At 61.7% G+C, this 18,357-nt stretch carries 13 protein-coding genes; 6 read left to right on the top strand and 7 right to left on the bottom strand.

Annotated features, from left to right (window positions below):
* Window positions 1–210: 210 nt before the first annotated feature.
* Both J2T55_RS11540 and aroE read left to right on the top strand, forming a co-directional pair.
* Window positions 211–1,269, top strand: coding sequence for a cyclic nucleotide-binding domain-containing protein (locus J2T55_RS11540; RefSeq protein ID WP_259056977.1), 1,059 nt, complete (start codon window positions 211–213; stop codon window positions 1,267–1,269).
* Between the two features lie 12 nt (window positions 1,270–1,281).
* Window positions 1,282–2,133: a shikimate dehydrogenase gene (aroE, locus tag J2T55_RS11535; RefSeq protein WP_259056975.1), complete on the top strand. Its 852-nt coding sequence runs from the start codon at window positions 1,282–1,284 to the stop codon at window positions 2,131–2,133.
* 220 nt (window positions 2,134–2,353) lie between these two features.
* Here aroE and rsmA read toward each other — a convergent pair whose 3' ends face one another.
* The 4 genes from rsmA to J2T55_RS11515 form a co-directional block, all read right to left on the bottom strand.
* Window positions 2,354–3,157, bottom strand: a complete 804-nt coding sequence (rsmA, locus tag J2T55_RS11530; protein WP_259056973.1) for a 16S rRNA (adenine(1518)-N(6)/adenine(1519)-N(6))-dimethyltransferase RsmA — start codon at window positions 3,155–3,157, stop codon at window positions 2,354–2,356.
* Entirely contained in the window at window positions 3,154–4,152 is a 999-nt protein-coding gene (pdxA, locus tag J2T55_RS11525; protein WP_259056971.1) for a 4-hydroxythreonine-4-phosphate dehydrogenase PdxA, read from the bottom strand. Before pdxA ends, rsmA begins: the two co-directional genes overlap by 4 nt.
* Before the next feature lie 18 nt (window positions 4,153–4,170).
* On the bottom strand, window positions 4,171–5,451 hold the full coding sequence (locus J2T55_RS11520) for a peptidylprolyl isomerase (protein WP_259056965.1): 1,281 nt from the start codon (window positions 5,449–5,451) through the stop codon (window positions 4,171–4,173).
* Between the two features lie 102 nt (window positions 5,452–5,553).
* The gene (locus tag J2T55_RS11515) at window positions 5,554–7,791 is read right to left on the bottom strand and encodes an LPS-assembly protein LptD (RefSeq protein ID WP_259056961.1); all 2,238 of its coding nucleotides are present in this window, start codon (window positions 7,789–7,791) and stop codon (window positions 5,554–5,556) included.
* A 370-nt stretch (window positions 7,792–8,161) separates the two neighbouring features.
* On the opposite strand from J2T55_RS11515, the gene J2T55_RS11510 reads away from it, so the two are divergent.
* Genes J2T55_RS11510 through J2T55_RS11500 form a run of 3 tightly spaced genes read left to right on the top strand, consistent with a single transcriptional unit; the run spans window position 8,162 to window position 13,360 of the window.
* A complete protein-coding gene (locus J2T55_RS11510; protein ID WP_259056947.1) occupies window positions 8,162–9,319 on the top strand; it encodes an efflux RND transporter periplasmic adaptor subunit in 1,158 nt (385 codons plus the stop codon).
* 21 nt (window positions 9,320–9,340) lie between these two features.
* Complete coding sequence (locus J2T55_RS11505; protein ID WP_259056945.1) at window positions 9,341–12,496, top strand: efflux RND transporter permease subunit; 3,156 nt, start codon at window positions 9,341–9,343, stop codon at window positions 12,494–12,496.
* A gap of 15 nt (window positions 12,497–12,511) precedes the next feature.
* Window positions 12,512–13,360, top strand: a complete 849-nt coding sequence (locus tag J2T55_RS11500; protein WP_259056943.1) for an SDR family NAD(P)-dependent oxidoreductase — start codon at window positions 12,512–12,514, stop codon at window positions 13,358–13,360.
* A gap of 8 nt (window positions 13,361–13,368) precedes the next feature.
* Here the strand turns inward: J2T55_RS11500 and J2T55_RS11495 are convergent, their stop codons facing one another.
* From J2T55_RS11495 to metG, 3 genes are all read right to left on the bottom strand, one after another.
* Window positions 13,369–14,355: a GGDEF domain-containing protein gene (locus J2T55_RS11495; protein ID WP_259056941.1), complete on the bottom strand. Its 987-nt coding sequence runs from the start codon at window positions 14,353–14,355 to the stop codon at window positions 13,369–13,371.
* Window positions 14,356–14,447: 92 nt separating this feature from the next.
* Window positions 14,448–15,047, bottom strand: a complete 600-nt coding sequence (locus J2T55_RS11490) for an RnfABCDGE type electron transport complex subunit B (protein WP_259056935.1) — start codon at window positions 15,045–15,047, stop codon at window positions 14,448–14,450.
* 4 nt (window positions 15,048–15,051) lie between these two features.
* Window positions 15,052–17,106, bottom strand: a complete 2,055-nt coding sequence (metG, locus tag J2T55_RS11485; protein WP_259056933.1) for a methionine--tRNA ligase — start codon at window positions 17,104–17,106, stop codon at window positions 15,052–15,054.
* A 146-nt stretch (window positions 17,107–17,252) separates the two neighbouring features.
* Here metG and apbC point away from each other — a divergent pair, with 146 nt between their 5' ends.
* Window positions 17,253–18,344 (top strand): iron-sulfur cluster carrier protein ApbC, encoded by a 1,092-nt coding sequence (gene apbC, locus J2T55_RS11480; RefSeq protein ID WP_259056922.1) that lies wholly within the window; start codon window positions 17,253–17,255, stop codon window positions 18,342–18,344.
* Window positions 18,345–18,357: the final 13 nt, after the last annotated feature.

Below are 18,357 nucleotides of genomic sequence, written 5' to 3'. Positions count from 1 at the left end.
TTGAATGTCCGGCGGGAGTCATAGTTCGGGCAGGCTGTGCACGTCTGGCAGCTTACAGACTGGCAGTTGGATTCTCTCACTGAATGTCTGTAATGATTTGTGGTATCGGTGTGCTACGGCATACAATCAACTACCAGCCACAAACGTCGTCCCACAGGGGCAGGGTAGCGACGGATGACCTTCCTGTATCGCAGTTGAAAGAGATTGATCATGTCAAAAAAGCCAGTCGATAAAGCTTTGTTAAAAAAGCTGGTGCCGGCCAGCGCCCTCAACGGGGAGAATTTCGAAGAACTGGCGGCCAAGGCCTTTCAGGAAGAGGTGGCTGCCGGCCAGGTTATCTTCAAGCAGGGCGATCGCGATAAAACCAATGCTTACGTGCTCGATGGCGAAGTCGAACTGACTGATGCGCAGGGTGGCAAGCGCCGTGTCGCCGCCGGCAGCGATGAGGCACGCCACCCGCTTGCCAACCATCAGCCGCGCAACGAGACCGCGGTGGCCGCAACAGCCTGCCAGATCGCCCGGCTCGACGGCGATTTGCTCGATATTCTGCTGACCTGGGACCAATTGTCCGGCATCGAGGTCGACGAGATTTCCGACAGTGATGACGAGGAAGAAGACGACAGCGCGGACTGGATGACCCGTATCCTGCAGTCCAAGGCATTTTTACAGGTGCCGCCGGCCAATATTCAGGCGATGTTCATGCGCATGCAGGAAGTGCCGGTGCGTGCCGGCGAGAGCGTCATTCGACAGGGTGAGGAAGGCGACTGCTATTACATTATAAAAAGCGGCAAGTGCAAGGTGACCCGGACTTCCAAGACAGGCAGCGAGCTGACCCTGGCGCAGCTCGGTGACGGTGACGCGTTCGGCGAGGAAGCCCTGCTGTCCGAGGCCAAGCGCAACGCCAATGTGGTCATGACCACGGATGGTACCCTGATGCGTTTGTCGAAAGACGATTTCAATTCGCTGTTGAAAGCACCCATGCTCAGCTGGGTCAGCCGTCAGCAGGCCGAGGAAATGGTTCGGCAGGGGGCCGTTATGATGGATGTACGTCTGGAAAGCGAATACCAGAACAACGGCCTCGAGAACAGTCTGAATATCCCGCTGTTCATGCTGCGCCTGAAGGTCGACAATCTCGATCCCGGCAAAACCTACATTGCTTATTGTGACACTGGCCGGCGCAGTTCCGCCGCGGCCTTCCTGCTCAGCGAGCGCGGTTTACAGGCCTATTGCCTGCAGGGCGGTCTGGTCGAGTCCGATAGCGCCGGTTGAGCGCGGCGGGCCATGCCACACGCGTTACCACAGCTGCTATTACACCCTGACGTCGATCACTATTGCGTCATCGGCAACCCGGTCAGCCACAGTCTGTCACCACAGATCCACCGCGCGTTTGCCGAACAGACCGGCGAGGCCATAGACTACCAGGCCGTGCTGGTCGAGACGGACGCCTTCGCCGACAGCGTGCGGGCGCTACGCGATCAGGGTCTGCGCGGCGCGAATATCACCCTGCCGTTCAAGCATGAGGCGTGGGCATTGTGTGATCGACGCAGTGCCCGTGCCGAACGTGCCGGCGCCGTAAATACCTTGAGCTGTAGCGATGCTGGCCTGTTCGACGGCGACAACACTGACGGCATCGGCCTGCTACGCGACCTGCGCGACAACCAGGGCGTCGAACTCGCTGATCGGGACATCCTCATTGCCGGTGCCGGCGGCGCGGTCGCGGGTATCATCGATTCGCTGTTTGACGCCCGGCCCGCCAGTATCACGATTGCCAATCGCAGTCTCGACAAGGCCCGGCAGATTGCCGCGCGCTTTGCCGATCGCGGCCGCATTCAGGCGCTCGCCTATGCGGAACTCGGCGAGCGCGCGTTTCCGCTGATCATTAACGGCACTTCGCTGAGCCTGCAGGGCCAGCTACCGGCTCTGCCGGAACGGGTACTGGCGCCGGGCGGCTTTGTCTACGACATGATGTATCAGCATGAACCGACCTGCTTCATGCGCTGGGCCGAACAGCATGGCGCCGCGGCCAGCGCCGATGGCTTGGGCATGCTGGTGGAACAGGCCGCCGAGGCTTTTGCGCTGTGGCGCGGCGTGCGTCCGGACAGCCGCCCCGTGATTGCACAGCTGCGGGGCTGACGGGTGCCGCCCGGCAGCGCGGCTTCGGGAGCGATGGCGCCAATTATGCACAATGAAATGGACTCTATCTAATTGACGACCGCACCCGTTAAGTCCTTGATTGTTTCTATCATCTAATTGATTTTTAAATAAGTTATGAAGTCCGGCCCGGCCGTTGGCAGACCCTGCCAGGCTCGTATGCCGCCTTGAGAGGAATTCTGTCCACGGACTTATCCACAGGCTAGAACGTACTTTTTCGGGCGGTCAAGGCATTGGCCAGCGCCGCAAACTGGTCCAGGCCGAGTTGCTCGGCGCGCTGCGCGGGGTCGATGCCGGCTGCTTCGATCGCCGCCGCCGGCAGCAGGTCGCGCAACGTGTTTCTGAGGGTCTTGCGGCGCTGGGCGAAGGCCTGTTTCACCACCTGCGCCAGATCGGCCGGGTCGACTTCATGCAGTAACTGCCGGCGCGGGTGCAGGTGGACGATGGCGGAATCGACCTTCGGCGGTGGCTGAAAGGCGCCGGGCCGGACGGTGAACAGGTTCTCGACCTCGCAGGCGAATTGCACCATGACCGAGAGTCGGCCGTAGGTTTTATTGCCGGCGCCGGCGGTCATGCGTTCGACAACTTCCCGCTGCAGCATGAACAGCATATCGTTGATGACCGATCGCTGTTCCAGCAGGTGAAAAATCAGCGGCGTTGAAATGTTGTAAGGCAGATTGCCGATGATGCGCAGCGCCGTACCGCGGACGGCCAGCTGGCGGAAATCGAAATCCACGGCATCGGCACTATGGACGACCAGTTCGCCGTGATCGAGGTAGCGTCCCGGCAGAGCGCTGACCAGGTCGCGGTCCAGTTCGATGGCATCGAGCCGGCCACAGGCGTCGAGCAGGGCGCCGGTCAGGGCACCGTGGCCCGGGCCGATCTCGACAATGCGCTCGCCCGGTCGGGGATCGAAGTGCGCAATAATGCGCTCGACGACCCGGCGATCGTGCAGGAAATGCTGGCCGAAGCGTTTCCGCGCGCGCGGGCGGCCGGTTGCGCTCATGACAGCCGCGCGCGCGCCGCCATGGCCTGTGCGGTTTCGATGGCGCACAGCAGGCTGCCGCTGTCGGCACGGCCGCTGCCGGCCAGATCCAGGGCCGTGCCGTGGTCGACCGAGGTGCGGATGATCGGCAGGCCGAGCGTGACGTTCACGGTATGGCCGAAACCGCCGGCCTTGAGTACCGGCAGGCCTTGGTCGTGATACATCGCCAGCACCGCGTCGTAGCGTTGGCGCATGTCGGCGGTGAACGCGGTGTCGGCCGGCACCGGGCCGTGCAGCGACCAGCCATGCGCCGCAAGCCGGTTGACCACGGGGGCGATGATGTCGATTTCCTCGCGGCCGAGATGGCCGCTCTCGCCGGCGTGCGGGTTGAGGCCGAGCACCAGGATGCGCGGCTGCGCCAGGCCGAAGTGCCGCTGCAGGTCGTCATGCAGGATCCGCAGCGTGGTCTCAAGGCAGTCGGTATCGATGGCATCGGCCACGGCACGCAGCGGCAGGTGTGTGGTGGCCAGGGCGACGCGCAGATTGCCGTCGGTCAACAGCATGACGGTGCGCTCGACGTGGCAACGCTGGGCGAGGTATTCAGTATGGCCGCTGAAGCGGATGCCGGCCTCGTTGATGATCGCCTTGTTGACCGGGCCGGTCACCATGCCGGTGAAACGCCCGTCGAGGCAGCCCTCGCTGGCAGTGTCCAGTGTGGCCAGTACATAGCCGGCATTGGCCGGATCGAGCTGGCCGCAGTGGGCCGGTGCCTGCAGTGGTACCGGGGATATGCAGATCGAGCCGTCGGCTGACGGCGGCGGGGCGTTGTGGTCGCTGAACGAAACCCGGCGGCCGAGTGCCCGGGCACGTTGCGCCAGCAGTTCCGGATCGGCCACGACGACCACGTTATCCGGCAGGCGACCGTCGGCCGCCAGTTCGATGACCAGATCCGGACCGATGCCGGCCGGTTCCCCCGGTGTCAGCGCCAGCCGTGACTGCTGCGCCGGTTCAGTCATTGATGCGGCAGGCAGCAGCTACAGCCGCAAATCGACATAGGCTTCCTCGCGCATTTCCTGCAGCCAGCTCTGCAGTGCCTCCTCGCTCTTGCGCTCGCGGATGGCGGCGCGCGCCTCAGAGCGGCGGTTTTCGCGGGTGCTGTCCTTCTCGCGGCGGTCGAGAACCTCGACGATATGCCAGCCGAAGTTGGTCTGGAACGGTTGGCTGACTTCGCCGGGCTCAAGCTGGTCCATGACCTGCTCGAACTCCGGTACCAGATCGCCCGGTCCAATCCAGCCGAGTTCACCGCCCTGGGCGGCGCTGGCCGTATCAGCCGAGTGTGCCCGCGCCAGTTCGCTGAAGTCGGTGCCGTTGACGATGCGCTGGCGCAGCTGCTCGAGCCGGGTGCGAACATCCGCTTCGCTATTCAGCTCGTCCGGCTTCATCAGGATATGCCGTGCCTTGGTCTGGGTGACCATGTGGGTGTCGGCGCTGCGCGTGTCGGTCAGCTGGAAAATGTGAAAGCCGCTCTCGTTTTCAATAACGTCGCTGACCTCGCCTTCATCCATGCGCCGCGCCTTGTCACTGAACAGCGACGGCAGTTCGTTCAGCTTGCGCCAGCCGAGGTCGCCGCCGTCGTCGGCCTGCTGGCCGTCGGACAGCTCGCGGGCGAGATCGGCGAAGTCACGCCCGGCTTCCAGGTCTTCCAGCACTTTTTCCGCAATCATCCGGCGTTGCTCGCGCTCGTCGGCCGAGGCGTCCTGCGGCAGCGAGATGAGGATATGCGACAGGCGATACTGACGCTCGCCACTGCCCTGCAATTCGCGGTTGGCGAGATAGTTGTCGATTTCCACGTCGGTGACGTTGATGCGGTTTTCCACCTGGCGCTGGCGCAGGCGCGCGATGATCATCTCGTCGCGGATCTTCTGGCGGAAATTCTCATAGTCGTAGCCATCCTGTTCGAGTACTCGGCGAAATTCCGCCAGCGACAGGTTGTTTCTGGCCGCAATCTCGTTGATGGCGCGGTTAAGGTTCTCGTCGTCAATACGGATGCCGGTGTTTTCCGCCGCCTGCAGCTGCAGCTTGTTGACCACCAGCTGTTCCAGCACCTGTTCCTCGAGTACGTCGCGCGGCGGCATTTGGCCGCCCTGCTGCTGTATGCGGCCGGCCGCGGTACGCGCCGCATCTTCCAGCTCGCTCTGCAGAACGACGTCGTCATTAACGACCGCGACGATGCGATCCAGCGGCGTCCCGGCCTGGGCGGCGGCCAGGGGACTCAGCAGTAAAACGAATAAGATTAACTGTTTAAACTTCATCATTGGAATCGGTCAGGAACGCTTTATTGTGGCTTCGACTGCCGCCATTCTAGCAGACAGCCGGGTAGACTCTATGGACACGCTGAATGGTCGCCGGTTCGCGGATCAGAACTGATCCGGGTCGTAGCCGCGGATACTGCGTTCCAGGAACTGGTTGGCCCTGCTGCCGATGCCGGTCAGGCCCTTGAGCTCGAGCTGCAGGAAGATGCCGGTCGAATATTCGTCATCGGCACCGGTGCTATCGCGGTTGATATTGACACTATTGATGTGGTGCCTGGCGACGGCGCGAAACGCCCAGCAGCAGTCCTCGTATTCGACGCCGCCGAACAGTTCCAGCGTCTTGGACTCCGGCAGGGCGTAGTTCCAACGGCCGACTACACTCCACTGGCGGCTGACCGGCCAGCGGAACGAAATATCGGTCTGTTCGACGCTGAGCAGATTGCTGTTGGTGATTGTCGGGTCAAAATTGGTGCGTAGCAACTGACGCCGATCGCGGCGCTGGCGATAGGACAGATTGAGGATGCGACCATCGTTGTTGTAGCTCAACCTTGCGGCGAGTTTTTCCGTGCGGCTTTCTTCCGGGTCCCAGTATATCGTGCCGACCGCTTCCCAGTTCGGGATCAGCGTGGTCGCGGCCTCGGCAACGATGGGGGAAACAGTATCGTCTTCCTCGACAAGGCCTGGCAGGGTGACCTCGCGGTCCTCGAAATAGACGATCTGGCCAAGGCTAAGCCGGCCCAGCTCGCGGCCGCGCTCGTTGTCGATGAGACGGCTGGTCACGGCCAGGGTCAGCTGGTTGGCATCACCGAAGCGATCGGCGCCGCTGAAACGGTTCTCGCGAAAGAGCTGGGCGAACGAGACGTCGTACAGGTTGGTGTCGAAAATCGGCAGATCGTCCTGGTTCTCGTACGGCACGTACAGATAGAACAGCCGCGGTTCCAGCGTCTGCTTGAAACTGCTGTCGGCGAGGCTGAAGTCGCGCTCAAAGAACAGACCGCCATCCAGCGAAGTAAACGGCAATGTACGGCTGGGGGTCTTGTCGGTGAAGAAGTCGCCGCCATGCAAGTCATATTGTGTGTGTCGTATGCCTACTTTCGGTTCCACATAGCCGCCCAGACCACGCATTGGGAAGCTGACAGACGGCATGAAGTCGTAACGCGCTCCTTCGATATCAGCTCTGGAATCCAGGTTGATACCCATGTCGTCACGCGTGAAGTAGACGGCCTCACTCTCAAACTGTGGGTAAAGTTGCCAGTTATCGGGATAGTGGCTAGTACCGAAACGCAGCTGTGGCAGGCGTTTGTAGGGTTCGCGAGTGATCGTGCTATCGACGATATCGTAGGCCTGTACGTTGGCAGAGGCGTACCACCAGCTGCCGTTGTAGCGGGTACGAGCTTGCTGTAGTAAGTAACGTGTGCTGGTGACATCGAGACTGGTGCCGAAGTCTTCCAGGTAGAACCGGTCGCTGGCGTTGGCATAGTCGATATCCAGGGAGCCGCGGCCGTCGAAAAAGGATTGCTCGTGCAGCACGCTGAAAATGCCGCGATCGCCGAGGTCCGAACCGTTGTCCGAGGGCAGGTATTCGGCGTCAATCTCACCCTCACCGGTTTCGAACAGGTAGCGGAACTCGCCGACTGCCATGATGCCGCGGTCGCTCATCACGCGCGGCCCGAAGGTAGCGTCCATCTGCGGCGCGATATTCCAGTAATACGGTGTACTCAGGTCAAAACCGGTGCGCGAGCCGACGCCGACGCTCGGCGGCAGGAAACCGCTCTTGCGCTTGTCGCTCAACGGAAACGACGCATAGGGCGTGTAGAAAACCGGGATGTCCTTGATGCGCAACACCACATGCTTGGCGGTGCCCTGCTCGGCGTCGTGGTCGAGGTCCAGGTCGCTGGCGTAGATTTTCCAGAACTCGCCGTCGACCGGGCAGGTCGTGTAGTCGGCGTTTTTCAGCCGCGTCAGGTGGTCGCCTTCGCGGTACAGTGAGTCCGATTCGCCGCGGCCGTGGCGTAACGGGAACCAGTAGCGGGCGTTGTAAAAGGTGCCGTGCTCTTCATCCAGCTGGATGGTGGCCGTATCGCTTTTGAGATACTGGCTGTCATCCCAGAGTTGCACATTACCCTCAAGTTCGGCGCGTTCATCGGCGCTGAAATAGCGTGCGTGCTCAGCCTGTGCCGCCTGCTGCCGGTCAATGAAGGTGACGTTGCCCCAGAAATCGGATACTTCGCCTTCGGTCATGTCGGCGCGGTCGGCTTCGATCTCCACCTGGCCGGGTTCCAGCTCCGGGTTATAGGCCGGCCGCTCGGGAATACCGAAATCGACCGCGCAGAATCTCCACATATCACGGCCACCGGTTTCCTCGGCAGCCCGAGTGGTCGGGATAAGCAGGATGAAGCTCAGCAGTATGAGGCTGCAGCAACGGGCTGGAGTGGTTGGTTGCACTGTGATTATATTCGGCTTGTTATGAACAGATGGTGGCCTGGCCGCTGTCAATCTAGTGTGTTCTGTCCGTTCCCCGGTGGACAGCAACCGTGATGTTACTGCATTCGTTGACCGGATGCAGGTGCTTTCACGGAACGTGCCATTATCCGGCAACATAATGGCACGAGACAGTAAAAATCGCATAGAATCTGAAGAGATTCAATTGTCCTGAAGCCGTCGCCGGTGGATGGTGCCTCGTATTCAATACAAACCGCGACGGTTCTGCTGCATGCCCAGATTCCTGTTTTCACTGTTCGTCATCGTGGTTCTGACGGTATTGTTGGCGATCATGCTCGTCCGCACCGGCCCGGAGAGCCGGGCCACGTTGCAGCCGCTGCCGCCGCAACGGGTTGTGACAACCGAAGTGCGCAGTGTCGATTTCCAGCCGATTACCCGCATCACGGGTCAGCTGCAGTCGATGCGCCAGACAAACCGCCACTTCGAGGTTTCCGGCCAGTTGATCGAGCGGCGGGTCGAACCCGGGCAGAAGGTGGCCGCGGGTGAACTGCTGCTGCAGCTCGACCGCGGCGACTATGCCGATGCCGTGGCGGAGGCGGAAGCGGCGCTGACGCAGGAGCGCGAAGCCCGGGCCCGGGATCGGCGCCTGCTGGATCTGATCGAGGCGCAGGTGCGCCTGCAGGAAGCCGAGGTCAGCCGCATGGAACAGCTGGGACAGCGCTCGCTGGCGTCGAAATCGAACTACGATACGGCCATGCAGTCGCTGCTGCAGCTGCAGGCCGAGGCCGAGCGTTTGCGGCATAGCACCAGCACGGCTGCTGCCCGCCTGCAACAGCTCGAGGCTGATTACGACCGGGCACAACGGAACCTGGCGCGGACCGAGTTGCGGGCGCCGTTTGCCGCGACTGTCGACAGCGTGGCGGTTGATATCGGTGACTACGTCACACCGGGTGACAGGGCGGTCAAGCTGGTGCAACAGGAAGAACTGGACCTGGCGCTGGCGGTGCCCGGGCCGGTGGCGACGACCCTGTCGCGGGGCCAGGCTATCGAACTTGATATTCCCGACCAGCCGCGACGCACGGGCCGCATTGTGGCACTCGCGGCGGCGCCGGACCCGGTGACGCATACCTATGATCTGCGCATCCGGTTATCGGGCCAGGACCTGTATCCCGGCCAGCTGGTTGCGGCCCGGCTACCGGGGCGGAAATACACCGACGCGCACGTCGTGCCGGCGAGCGCCATCCTGCGTGACGACGGCCAGACCTATGTATTTGCGGTAGCGGACGATCAACTGCGGCGCCTGCCGGTGACCGTGCGCCAGCGCTACCGCGAAGATTGGCAGGTAGTCGATGGCGTCGATGTGGGCACGACCATCGTGGCCCGTGATGTCGCCGCGCTGGCCGACGGCCAGACCGTCAGTGTGCAGTGACGTGATCGCATTGAACCTGCCATGCCCGGAGCCGGTTGGGTGATTCGCTTTGCCATCGACAATCCGTTACTGGTCAACCTGACCCTGGTGCTGCTGCTGATTGTCGGTGTGCTGTCCTGGCGTGCCATGCCGCAGGAGCTTTTTCCGGTGGTGCAGCTGGATATGGCCCACATCCAGACCGAGTTCGAGGGCGCCTCGCCGGCCGAGGTCGAACAGCAGGTCACGATCACCATCGAGGAGGAATTCAGCAACCACGAAGACATCGACTACATGAGTTCGACCAGTAGCGAGGGTTTTTCGAACATCTATATCGAGCTCAAGCCCGGCGCCAACGTCGACGATTTCATGCGCGATGCGCGTACCTTGCTGGATCGCATTACTGAACTGCCGGAGCTGGCGGAACAGCCCGAGTTGACGCGCATCCGCGCGCGCTTTCCCGTGATCAGTCTGAGCCTGTATGGCGACGTGGCCGATGCCGCGCTGTATGAGCATGCCGAACAGATTCGCCGGCGCATGATGCAGATCGACGGCGTTGCCAGCGTCGCGGTTGCCGGTGATCGTGACTGGGAAATCTGGACGGTGGTCGACCCGCACGTGCTCGCCGCGCGCGACGTTACGCTGGAACAGATCATGGTCGCCCTGCGCGATAACCTGCGCGACCAGCCGGGGGGCAATATTGAATCGCTGGAGGGAGATATCCGCCTGCGTGGCCAGGGGGTGCCGCCGGATCCGGCGGCGATCGAGCAGATTGCGATACGGGTCAACGACGCCGGCGGCCAGTTACGGCTCGGTGATATCGGCCATGTCGAGCGGCGCTTTGAGAAGCCGCTGACCTATGCCCGCTTCGACGGCCAGCCGTCGGTCAATCTGACGGTTACCAAGACGGCTTCGGCCTCGACCATCGAGGTGGCCGATCAGGTCAAGCAGCTGGCAAGTGAACTGCGGCTTGCCCTGCCGCCGAGTCTGCAGGTCGGCCATCATACCGACATGTCGAACTACGTCGAGGCACGGCTGAATACGGTCAAGTCATCCGGCCTTATCGGTCTGGTACTGGTGCTGTTGTCGCTATGCGTGCTACTCAACCTGCGCGCCGCAGCCGTGACCTCGTTCGGTATTCCGGTATCGTTCCTGGTCGGCATCATACTGCTGTACTATCTCGGTTACAGCATCAACATGGTATCGTTGTTCGCGTTCCTGATCGTGCTCGGCATGATCGTCGACGATGCCATCATCGTTGCCGAAAATGTCTATCGCCATATCGAGGCGGGTATGGCGCCCAAACAGGCTGCCATGATCGGCACGCGCGAGGTCATGTGGCCGGTCATCGTTGCAACGCTGACGACGATGGCAGCGTTTGTACCGATGTTCGCCATCGGCAGCACGCTCGGCACCTTTATCCAGGTCATCCCGGTCGTGGTGACCTGTACGCTGCTCGGTTCGTTGATCGAGGCGTTCATGGTGCTGCCGTCGCACGCCGGCCATATCCTGCGGCCACGGCCGCCGCAGCGGCGTCCGTGGGTTGACTGGCAGGCCTGGCTGGATCGTTATGCACGCCTGTTGCGCTGGACCGTCAGCGGCCTGAACCGATACCTGGCGGTATTGGCCAGCATCGGCCTTCTGGTCGTCAGTCTGACCTATGCTCATACCCGTTTGCCGTTCGAGATGTTTGGTAATGTCGAGATCGGCCAGTTCTTCGTCAACATCGAGACGCCGAACACCTATAGCCTGGACAAAAGCCTGCAGCTGGCCGGTCAGCTGGAACAGGAAGTGCTGGATATTCTTGACGAAGACCGTGAACTGGGCACGATGCTGACCAATGTCGGTGTCAGCATGATCGATTTCAATCGCACCAATACCGGCTCCAACCTCATTCAGTTGATTGTCGATCTGAAGAAACCGCAAGCGGAGGGCTTCATCGAACGCTGGGTTTCGCCGCTGGTCAACTTCGGCTACGAGGATTTCGGTCCACGGCAACGCAATGCGGAGACGATCATCAACGAGGTTCGCGAACGACTGGCGCGTATTGCCGGCGTTGAGCGCATGAGTATACTGAAGCCGGATGCTGGCCCGGCCGGTAATGATATCGAAGTCGGCGTAGTCAGCGATGAACTCGATATCATCAATGCCAGGACCGCTGCCATAACGGATTACCTGAAACAATTACCCGGTGTGCATGATGTACGTAATGATCAGGAGCCGGGCAAACTCGAATACCAATACCTGCTCAATGAACAGGGTCGGCGGCTGGGCCTGACCCAGACCCAGATCGCCACTGCCGTGCGTAGCGGTTACCTTGGTAATGAGGTGGTCTATGTGACCTGGAACGAAAAGCGCATACCGGTACGGCTCATCTATCCGGAAGCGCTGCGCAAAACCTCACAGAGCCTGCTCGAACTACCGATCGTATTGCCATCCGGCGGCACGGTGTACCTCTCCGATGTCGCCGATGTCAAAATTGCCCGTGGCCTGAACGATATTCGCCGGCGTGATGGCCAGCGCATGGCCAAGATCACCGCCGAGGTCGACAGCGAGATCAATACACCGTTGAATATCACCGATCAACTGGCCCGGGAGTTCCAGCCGGCGGCGGACGACAGCAGCTATAGTCTGTTATTCCTCGGTGAGAAGCGCGATGCCGAGGAATCCTTTGCCGGCATGTTCCAGGCGCTGATTCTGGCACTGGTGCTGATCTTTTTCATGCTGACAGGATTGTTCAAGTCATTACTGGATCCGCTTGCGGTCATGCTGGCCATTCCGTTCGGTATTATTGGTGTCGTCGTCGGCCATGCCATCTTCGACTATAACCTGCAATTCCTGTCGGCGGTCGGCATGCTGGCGCTGGCCGGTATCATCGTCAATGATTCACTGATCCTTGTCGACTTTATAAAGCATAAACGCCGCGAAGGTTATGATCGCATCAGTGCGGTGGTCGAAGCAGGCCGTGTGCGTGTGCGGCCGATTCTGCTGACCACGATCACGACCTTCCTCGGTGTATCGCCATTGATATTCTTTGCCACCGGCCAGACGGCCTTTCTCAGCCCGATGGCGGTCAGTCTCGGTTTCGGCCTGTTGTTCGCAACCCTGCTGATCCTGCTGGTGTTGCCGGGGCTCTATCTGATCGTTGATGATGCACGCGAAGGCATGCGCCGTCTGGCGCGGTCAGTGATGCAACGATAGGCATGAGGTTGAACAATGGAACAACGTAGTGTTCTGGTCAGCGGCTGCTCCAGCGGCATCGGCTATGCCACGGCACTTGGCCTGAAGGCGCGCGGCTACCGGGTATTTGCCGCGGCCCGTAGCGCCGCGGCACGGGATGAACTCTGGCAAAAGGGGCTGGAAACCGTGGCCCTGGACATCGCCAACGGCGAGTCCATTCGCGCGGCCGTTACCGAGGTGCTGGATGCCTGCGACGGCAGGCTCTACGGCCTGTTCAACAATGCCGGCTTCGGTCAGCCGGGTGCAGTCGAGGATCTCAGTCGCCAGGCGTTGCGTGAGCAGTTCGAGACCAACGTGTTCGGCACGCATGAACTGACGCATTATGTATTGCCGGCGATGCGCCGCCAGGGCCTTGGCCGCATCATCCAGAACAGTTCGGTGCTTGGTTTCATCGCCATGCCGTACCGCGGCGCCTATATCGCCAGCAAGCATGCGCTGGAGGGCCTGAGTGACACTCTGCGGCTGGAACTGGCCGGCAGCGGCATCCATGTCAGCCTGATCGAGCCCGGTCCGATCGTCAGCGCGTTCCGCGCCAATGCCTTGCAGGCCTTTCGGCGTCATGTCGATCCGACGCTCAGCGTGCATCGCGCGACTTATGAAGCCGTACTGGCCCGGCTCGAGAACCAGACCGACGAGGTGCCGTTCACACTGCCGCCGGAGGCGGTGCTGAAAAAGGTCGTGCAGGCATTGGAAAGCCGGCGGCCACGTGCGCGTTATGCGGTGACCGCACCGACCCACGCGTTCGCCCTGCTGAATCGTTTGCTACCGACCAGCTGGATGGACGCGTTGTTGAAACGGGCAGCGGGGGCCGAGAATCGGCGCTAGCGGCCGGGTTATCGCTCGGTGCTGGCATGTTTGCGACGGCGCTTGTGTGCGTACATCATCCGATCGGCCTGCTTGATTGCCTGGTTGATGTCCACCTCGCCATGGCGCGTGGCCCAGCCCACCGAGGCATTGATGTCGCCGTCAGCCAGACACTGCTGAACGCGTTCGCCGAGCGCTTCCGTTTGCCTGCTGTTCATTTCCACACCAAGGATGCCGAATTCGTCGCCGCCAAGGCGGGCGATAACATCGCTGGCGCGGTTGCATTGCTGCAAGAGTTTGGCAGCTTGGTGCAGTAGCACGTCGCCGGCTTCATGGCCTTCGCTGTCGTTGATGTCCTTCAGATCATCGAGGTCGATGATCAGTATGCCGGCCGTATGGCCGTAACGCCGGCAGCGCTGTTCCTCTTTTTCGATCAGTTTTTCCCAGCCGTTGCGATTATAGACACTGGTCATGTCGTCGATCATGGCTTCGGCCTCGATGCGCTCGCGCAGTCGCTGTTCGCGTTCGAACTGGTTCTCGAATTCAAACAACGTGGCCAGTTGGCGTGACAACAGTTCGATAACCGGTTGGAAAGCAGCGATCTCTTCTGGCTGGGGTTCGGGATCAATACCGCATAGTGTGCCAAACAGGGTGCCGTCGGTACGCATGATCGGTACGCCGATGTAGGCACCGATACGGATCGTGCGGGCGATCGGGCTGTTGCTATAGACCTCGACCCGGCTGGCGTCCGGGGCGATAGAGGGCCCGCGACCGGCGACCATGTGATAGCAGAAACTGTCCTGCCAATTGAATACGCTGCCCGGACAGATCAGCCCGGCCTTGTCGCGGGCAGCCAGTACGAGCCAGTCGTCGCCCTCGGCGCGCGTTACCATCCATAGCCGCAGGTTGATCCGTTCGCGCAAGTAGTCGAGTACGGCATAACTGGCTGCCTCGAAATCGGCAAACGGCAGCAGCGACTCGGGGCTCGGTGTGGGGGACGATGGTGATGATGACATTGCGCTTGGCCATTGACTGCGAGGTGGCTCTCGATACTAACGGATAGTCCACGACGGTGGTAGGAGGACGACTTAGCTCAGCCGGTTCGGTCTCAGCCGGGTTGGTGGCCGGACTGGCCGCGGCGGGCACGGTTCCGCGCCACGGCGGCGGCAATGGCGCGCTGTTTGTCGGCGCGACTGGCCGCCGCCCGGCGCTGCTGCCGGGCCGCTGCCTGACGTTGCAGGCGTTGTTGCCGGCGCTGGAAATGGCTGCGGGCCCGGGCCCGCTCGCCGGCCGTCATGGCGCCGGCCGGTTCCATGCTGATGCAGTCGACCGGGCAGGCTGGCTGGCATAGTTCGCAGCCGGTGCAGTCTTCAGCGATGACGGTATGCATCTGCTTGGCCGCGCCGATGATCGCATCCACCGGGCAGACACGCAGGCATTTCACGCAGCCGATACAGGCAGACTCGTCGATGCGCGCGATTTGCGGCGGTATTGCGTGGCCGCGTTCCGGGTCTATGGGCCGGGCCGGTCGATCGAGCAGTCCGGCAAGCGCGTCGCGGGTGGTTTCGCCACCCGGTGGGCACTGATTGATGTCCGCAGTGCCGCTTTTCAGGGCCTCGGCGTAGGGTCGACAGCCATCGTAGCCGCACTGGCCGCAGTGGATCTGCGGCAGCAGGGCATCGATCTGTTCGACACTGGTGTCCGCCATGGCGTTACTTGATCCGCATGCCCGGTTCGGCGCCGCTGTCCGGCGACAGGATGAACAGATCCTCGCCGCCCGGGCCGGCCGCCAGCACCATGCCCTCGGAAGTGCCGAACTTCATCTTGCGCGGTGCCAGATTGGCGACCATGACAGTCAGCCGGCCCTGCAACTGTTCCGGCGTATAGGCCGACTTGATGCCGGCGAAGACGTTGCGTGTGCCGGCGCCCATGTCGAGCGTCAGCTGCAGCAGTTTGTCGGCGCCATCAACGTGTTCGGCCTTGACGATCCGCGCCACGCGCAGGTCAACCTTGGCGAAATCGTCGATGCTGATGGTCTCGGCCAGCGGTTCCGAGGCGTCGGCTGCCGGCGTGGCCGGACGGGTGTTGCTGGCGCCCGCCGGGTTTTTCTGTTCCAGGTCCTGGCGGCTGTCCTCGATCATGCGATCAATGTGCGCCTGTTCGATACGCGTCATCAGTGGCGTGAAGGCGTTGATGGTATGGCCGAGCAGCGGTTTGCCCAGGTCCGACCAGCGCAATGCCGGTACGTCGAGGAAGGCCTCGACCTTTTCCGCCATCGTCGGCAGCACCGGCTTGAGGTAGATCATCAGTACCCGGAAGGCGTTCAGTCCCATCGTGCAGACCGCCTGCAACTCGCCCTCGCGGCCCTCTTCCTTGGCGATCACCCAAGGTTTGAGCTCGTCGATGAACTCGTTGACCTGATCGGCCAGGGCCATGATCTCGCGCATCGCCCGGGCGTATTCGCGTGTCTCGTAGGCTTCGGCGATGCTGGTCGACTGGCCGATAAGCTTCTGCCACAGGTCATCGTCGTAGATGCCGTCGGCCAGCCGGCCCTCGAAGCGCTTGTTGATGAAGCCGCTGCAACGGCTGGCGATGTTGACCATCTTGCCGACTAGGTCCGAGTTCACCCGCTGGCGGAAGTCGTCGAGGTTGAGATCGATATCGTCGACACCGCCACCGAGCTTGGCGGCGAAGTAGTAGCGCAGGTATTCCGGGTTCAGATGGTCGAGGTAGGTGCGCGCCATGATGAAGGTGCCGCGCGACTTCGACATTTTCTGGCCGTTGACGGTCAGAAAGCCGTGCGCGTACACCGCCGTCGGCGTGCGAAAACCGCTGCCAGCCAGCATCGCCGGCCAGAACAGGGCATGGAAGTACATGATGTCCTTGCCGATGAAATGATAGAGCTCGGTCTCCGAACCCTGGCGCAGGTAACCTTCGAAGTCCAGGCCCTGGCGGTTGCACAGGTTCTTGAAGCTGGCCAGGTAACCGATCGGCGCGTCCAGCCAGACGTAGAAGTACTTGTCCTGGGTGCCCGGGATCTGGAAACCGAAGTAGGGCGCGTCGCGCGATATGTCCCATTCCTGCAGGCCCGACTCGAACCACTCGTCGAGCTTGTTCACGGCCTCAGCCTGAATGTGCCCGGGCACCCAGTCGCGCAGGAATTTTTCGAAATCCGGCAGCTTGAAGAAATAGTGCTCGGACTCCTTTTCCACCGGTGTGGCGCCGGACAGTGCCGAGACCGGGTTCTTCAGTTCGATTGGCGTGTAGGTGGCACCGCAGATCTCGCAGGAGTCGCCGTACTGGTCGGCGGCACCACAGCGCGGGCACTCACCGCGGATGAAGCGATCCGGCAGGAACATCTGCTTGTCCGGATCGAAGGCCTGCTTGATCGTGCGCCGGGCAATGTGGCCGGCAGCTTCCAGGCGGCGGTAGATCTCGGTGGCCAGGGCCTCGTTCTCCGGCGAATGGGTGGTGTAGTAATTGTCGAAAACGACGCCGAAATCCTCGAAATCGGCACGGTGCTCGCCGTAAACGCGGCCGATCAACTCCTCCGGCGAAATGCCCTCGGCCTGCGCCTTGAGCATGATCGGCGTGCCGTGGGCGTCGTCGGCGCAGACGTAGTAGCAATGGTGGCCGCGCAGTTTCTGAAACCGCACCCAGATGTCGGTCTGGATATACTCGACCATGTGGCCGATGTGGATCGGGCCGTTGGCGTAGGGCAGGGCGCTGGTGACGAGGATGTCACGGGCTTTGGAATTATTCGGCACGGCTCGGGTCTCTGGCTGCTTATCGCGGATGAATGTCGGTTTCGGGCTGCTGGTTGCGCATTGTAACGCATCCGGGCACTCACAAAGCCCTGCAAGATGCTAATATGGGCCGTTCAAGTCAATCCCGAAGTGCCCAGATTTATCCCATGTCCGAACTGACGAAAGAGCGTATCCAGGAAGCACTGGCCACGTGCCAGATCGAAAGCCTGCAGACCGACCCGGTCAGTGCCGGGGCTGTAGGCGATATCCAGGTCGAGGATGCGCGCGTGCGCGTCAGCCTGACTTTCGGGTTCCCGTTCGCCGGCGCCCGCGAGGCCATCGAGCAGAGCGTGCGCGAGTGTCTGGCCGGTATTGCCGGCGAGCGCGCCATCGAGCTCGACCTGCAGCAGAAGGTGGTTTCCCACGCGACCCAGAAAGGTCTGAAGCCGCTGGCCAACGTGAAGAACATCATCGCCGTCGCCTCCGGCAAGGGCGGTGTCGGCAAGTCCACCGTGGCGGTGAATCTCGCCCTGGCGCTGCAGGCCGAAGGTGCCAGCGTCGGCGTGCTCGATGCCGACATCTACGGCCCCAGCCAGCCGCGCATGCTCGGTTGCCAGGGCAAGCCGGAAACCACCGACGGCAAGACCGTCGAGCCCAAGGTCAGCTACGGCATCCAGTCCATGTCGATCGGCTACCTCATCGATGAGGAAACACCGATGATCTGGCGTGGCCCGATGGTCACCTCGGCGCTGGAACAACTGCTGAACGACACCAACTGGCGCGATCTCGACTACCTGGTCATCGACCTGCCGCCGGGCACCGGCGACATCCAGCTGACGTTGTGCCAGAAGATCCCGGTCAGCGGCGCTATCATCGTCACCACGCCGCAGGACATCGCCCTGCTGGATGCGCGCAAGGCGCTGAAGATGTTCGAGAAGGTCGAAGTGCCGGTGCTCGGCGTGGTCGAGAACATGAGCATTCATATCTGCAGTGAATGTGGACATGAGGAACACGTTTTCGGTGAGGGCGGTGGTGAGTCCATGGCCAAACAGTACGATACCGAGATGCTCGGTGCCCTGCCGCTGGCCATGGACATCCGCGAGGGCGTCGACAACGGCAAGCCGACCGTGGCGCTGCAGCCGAAGTCACGCACCACCGAAATATTCCGCAACATCGCCCGCCGCTCGGCCGCCAAGCTGGCCCTGCGCGCGCGCGACTACAGCAGCAAGTTCCCGAATATAGTGGTGGAGAATACGTGAGTAGACGTCCCTC

It is taken from the genome of Methylohalomonas lacus, from assembly GCF_024808875.1.
Lineage (GTDB): Bacteria > Pseudomonadota > Gammaproteobacteria > Methylohalomonadales > Methylohalomonadaceae > Methylohalomonas > Methylohalomonas lacus.
The sequence above is the reverse complement of the archived record's forward strand: the minus strand, read 5'-3'. Positions and strand labels throughout refer to the sequence as shown.